The organism is Angustibacter peucedani (assembly GCF_054779595.1).
On the sequence record NZ_BAAGXY010000133.1, the window covers coordinates 1 to 4164 of the forward strand.

Genomic DNA, 4164 nt, shown 5'->3' on the forward strand with positions numbered 1-4164 from the left:
CGAGCTCGGCGGCGGCGCGCAGCGGCCAGTGCGGCTCGCGCAGCAGGGCTCGGGCCAGCAGGACGACGTCCGCCGAGCCCTCGGCCAGCACCTGCTCGGCCTGCTGCGGCTCGGTGATCAGGCCGACGGCACCCACCGGCAGGCCGGACGCCTCCCGGACCGTGCGCGCGAACGGCACCTGGTAGCCGGGACCGAGCGTGATCTGCTGGTCGGGCGAGCTCCCGCCGCTGGAGACGTCGACCAGGTCGACGCCGTGCGCGGCGAGCTCCTTGGCCACCTGGGCCACCTCGCCGACGTCCAGACCGCCCTCGACCCAGTCGCTGGCCGAGACGCGCACGAGCAGCGGCGTGGACTCCGGCAGGACGGCCCGGACGGCGTCGACGACCTCGACCAGGAAGCGCGACCGGCCCGCCAGGTCGCCGCCGTAGCCGTCGGTGCGGTGGTTCGACAGCGGCGAGAGGAACTCGTGCAGCAGGTAGCCGTGAGCCGCGTGCAGCTCGACCACCTCGAAGCCGGCCCGCAGCGCCCGTCCGGCGGCAGCCGCGAACGCCCGCACCAGGTCGGCGATCTCGGTCTCGGTCAGCTCGCGCGGTGTCGCGTAGCCGTCGAACGCGACGGCGGAGGGCGCGACCGTCGTCCAGCCGCCCTCGTCCAGCGGCACGGAGCCGCTGCCGCGCCACGGCGCGTACGTCGAGCCCTTGCGGCCGGCGTGCGCCAGCTGGATGCCCGGAACCGCGCCCTGCTCGCGCACGAAGTCCGCGATGCGGCGGTAGTCGTCGGCCTGCTCGTCGGTCCAGATGCCGGCGTCGTCCGGCGAGATCCTGCCCTCCGGGACGACGGCGGTCGCCTCCTGCAGCACCAGGCCCGCGCCGCCGCGCGCGAGCGAGCCGAGGTGCACCAGGTGCCAGTCGGTCGGGCGTCCCTCGTGCGAGGAGTACTGGCACATGGGCGCGACCCACACGCGGTTGCGGAAGGTGGTGCCGCGCAGCGTCAACGGCTCGAAGAGGAGGCTCACACGGGTGCCAACAGCAGGCGACCCCGGATGTTCCCCACCCGGCGCCGCGGGTCAGCCGCCGAGCACGTGCGCGGTGCCGTCCGCCAGCACCACGAGCCCGGTGCGGCCACGGGACCGCAGCCAGGGCAGCGCGTCCGGGCCGAGGGCGAGCGCCGCCGTGGCGTCGACGTCGGCGGTGGTGAGGTCGGCCGCCACGACCGTCACCTGGGTGACGCCCTCGGGCGCACGACCCGACCGGGCGTCGACGACGTGCGCGCCGCGGTGCGCGAAGCCGGACGTCGCGACGGCGCCGTGCCGCACCGGGATGCGCGCCAGCACGCGGCTCGGGTCGGACGGGTCCTCCACGCCGACCTGCCAGGACGGCGCGTCGAGGTCGGCGACGTGGCACACCATGTCGCCGCCGGCCGACAGGCAGAAGTCGGTGCGCCGCAACGACCTCAGCGTCTCGGCCGCCCGCTGCACCGCCCAGCCCTTGACGACGCCGCTGGGGTCGAGACGACGACAGCCGTCGAATCCGCAGCGGTGGACGTCGAACGCGCCCCCGGTGTCGCGGCGGGCCACCTCGCCGATGGCCAGCACCTCGGCCACCTCGGGCGGGCAGTCGGCCAGCGCGAGCTCGCCGCGGTCGAGGCGCGAGACCACCGAGTCCTCGCGGTAGGTGCTGAAGACCCGGTCGGCCTCGCGCAGGCTGCTCATGACGGCGTCCCACGCGCGATCGGCGGCGTCGCCGTCCGCCTGCTCGCCGCGCAGCGCCAGGCTGACCGGAAGGCCCATCACGTGGTCGACCCGACGGCGCACGGCCCGCGCCGCGGTGGCGGTGGCGGTCACGAGCTCACCTGGTCGAGCGCGCTCTGCAGCGACTGCAGGTAGCCGTCGCTCGTGACCGTGGCGCCGCTGACCATGTCGATGCTGGCCGACTGCTGCGACACGGTCTCCTGCACCAGGATCGGCAGCGCGTAGGAGTTGATCTCCTGGTCGCGGCCGTTGCCGTTCGGGTACTGCACGACCTGGACGTCGGTGATCTTGGTGCCGTCCAGCGTCAGCTGCACCTGCACCGGACCCCAGCGGGTCTGGGCCACCTCGCCGGTCACGGTCGAGCTCGAGGACGACGAGGACGAGCCGGACGACGAGCCCGAGCCGGACGACGAGCCCGAGCTCGAGCTGGACGCGTCCCCGCTGCCGGTACCGCTGCCGGAGGTGTCGCTGCTGCTGGTGCCACCGTTGCTCGAGACGACCGACGTCGGGGCCGCCACCGACCCGCCGGCCCCGGCCGTGGACGTGTGGTAGCCGAAGAGCAGCACCACGGCCGAGACGGTGCTGAGGAACCACAGGACGATGCGCTTCATCGGGTCACCACGCGAAGGTCTCGAGATGGATCTGGTCGGCGGGCACTCCCGCCGCCAGCAGGTCACGGCGCACCAGGTCGGTCCAGACCTCCGGGCCGCAGACGAAGACGTCGCGCTCGGCCACGTCGGGGATCCAGCCGCGCAGGGCGTCCAGGTCCGACCACGGGCCGACCCCGGCCCCGAGCCACGAGCCGTCGGCGCGACGATGGCCGGCGAGGCGCAGCACCCCGAGCCCGCGCTGCTGGGAGATGGCGTCGATCTCGCCCTCGAACAGCGGGGCGTCGGTGAAGCGGTGCACCAGCACCGCCTCGCCCGGCGCGTAGCGCAGCCCCTCGGCCAGGGCGCGCAGCGGCGTGATGCCTACTCCCGCACCGATCAGGGCCACCTTGCGCCGGGTGCGCGCCCGGGCGCCGAGCCGGCCGAACGGCCCCTCGACGAGCGCCCGCGTGCCGGGGACGAGCGTCGCCAGCGACGAGCTGCCGTCGCCGACCGCCTGCACGGTGATCCGCAGGGACCGGCCGTCGGGGGCGGCCGACAGCGAGTAGGGGTTGGCGCGCGTCCAGCCGGGCCGGCCGAGGAAGCGGAGGCCCAGGAACTGGCCGGCCTCCACCGGCAGCCGGTCGAGGCGTCGTCCGACGAGGTGCACCGAGACGACGTCGGCACTCTCGCGGACGACCGCGGCGACGCGCAGCTGGTGGAACCCGTTGCGCCACAGCGGGACGCCGATGCGCCAGACGACCACGAGAGCGGCCACCGCACCCCAGGCGGACCACCAGAAGACCGTGCGCCCGGTCGACGACGTGAGCTCCTGACCGGTCCACAGCTGGTGCGGCAGGGCGAGCCCGACGCCGAGGTACGCGTACAGGTGCAGCAGGTGCCACGACTCGTACCTCAGCTTGCGGCGCGCGGCCTTCACGCTCGTGCCGACCACCAGGAACAGGCAGACCGTGCCGGCCGCGGCCAGCAGCATGCCGGGGTAGTCGAGCGTCAGCTCGAACAGCATGCCCGGGGTGCGCAGCAGCCGGCCGCCGGCGTAGCCCCACGTGATGGTCACGACGTGCAGCAGCATCAGGTTGAACGACGTGAAGCCGACGAGCCGGTGCGTCCTCGCCAGACGGTCCTGCCCGAAAGCGCTCTCCAGCAACGGGAACCGGGTCATCAGCGCGACCTGGGCCAGGAGCAGCACGGACGACGCCAGCCCGGTGAGGCGACCGACCGACGTCAGACCGCTCTCCCAGCCGCCGAGGTCCTGGACGCCGCCACCGGCCACCCACCAGTAGGTGACGAGCAGCAGGCTCAGCCACAGCAGCGCGGCCGCACCCTGGCGCACGACGGCGTCCCGGCGGGCGCGCCGTCCGGTCTCGTGGTGACGGGCGGCCGGCGCCGCTCGGACGACGTCCGCCACCGCCGTGGTCACGTGTCCTTCTCACGGGTCGAGGACTCGGCCGAGCGCGACGAGCCGGGCACCCAGGCGGTGCCGTTGCCCTGACCCGGGCCGTTCATCGGGCCGCGCTGGTTGCCCTGCGGTCCCTGGGGTGCGCCCGGGCCCTGCTGGTCCTGGCTGCCGTCGCCGCGGCCCCACGGGCCCTGGCCGTCCTGCTGGCCGCCACGCATGCCCGGCCCGAACCGCTGGTCGCTGAACCGGGGACCGTCGCGGTGGCCGTCGTCGGTGGCCCGGCCGAGGGCGAAGCCGCCGCCGCCCACGAGCAGCAGGGCGAGCACGGTGCCCGCCGCCACCGCTCCGCGGCCGCGGGGCACCCCACCGGCGACGCGGCTCCAGCGCGAGCGGGCCGGTGCCGCGGC

At 75.1% G+C, this 4164-nt stretch carries 4 protein-coding genes and 1 pseudogene; all 5 read right to left on the minus strand.

What is annotated here, in order from left to right:
* Window positions 1–1015, minus strand: a 1015-nt coding sequence (locus ACYVJ4_RS17590; protein ID WP_460461386.1) for an NADH:flavin oxidoreductase/NADH oxidase, incomplete at its 3' end; no start/stop codon positions are given.
* Window positions 1016–1066: 51 nt separating this feature from the next.
* Window positions 1067–1843 carry an FAD:protein FMN transferase gene (locus ACYVJ4_RS17595; protein WP_460461387.1) on the minus strand — a complete coding sequence of 259 codons (777 nt, stop codon included), beginning with the start codon at window positions 1841–1843 and terminating at the stop codon, window positions 1067–1069.
* Window positions 1840–2361: an FMN-binding protein gene (locus ACYVJ4_RS17600; protein ID WP_460461388.1), complete on the minus strand. Its 522-nt coding sequence runs from the start codon at window positions 2359–2361 to the stop codon at window positions 1840–1842. Before ACYVJ4_RS17600 ends, ACYVJ4_RS17595 begins: the two co-directional genes overlap by 4 nt.
* Before the next feature lie 4 nt (window positions 2362–2365).
* Window positions 2366–3778: a ferredoxin reductase family protein gene (locus ACYVJ4_RS17605; protein ID WP_460461389.1), complete on the minus strand. Its 1413-nt coding sequence runs from the start codon at window positions 3776–3778 to the stop codon at window positions 2366–2368.
* Window positions 3775–4164 (minus strand): annotated as a pseudogene (locus tag ACYVJ4_RS17610) (hypothetical protein); the annotation flags it as partial. The pseudogene ACYVJ4_RS17610 and the gene ACYVJ4_RS17605, both read right to left, overlap by 4 nt.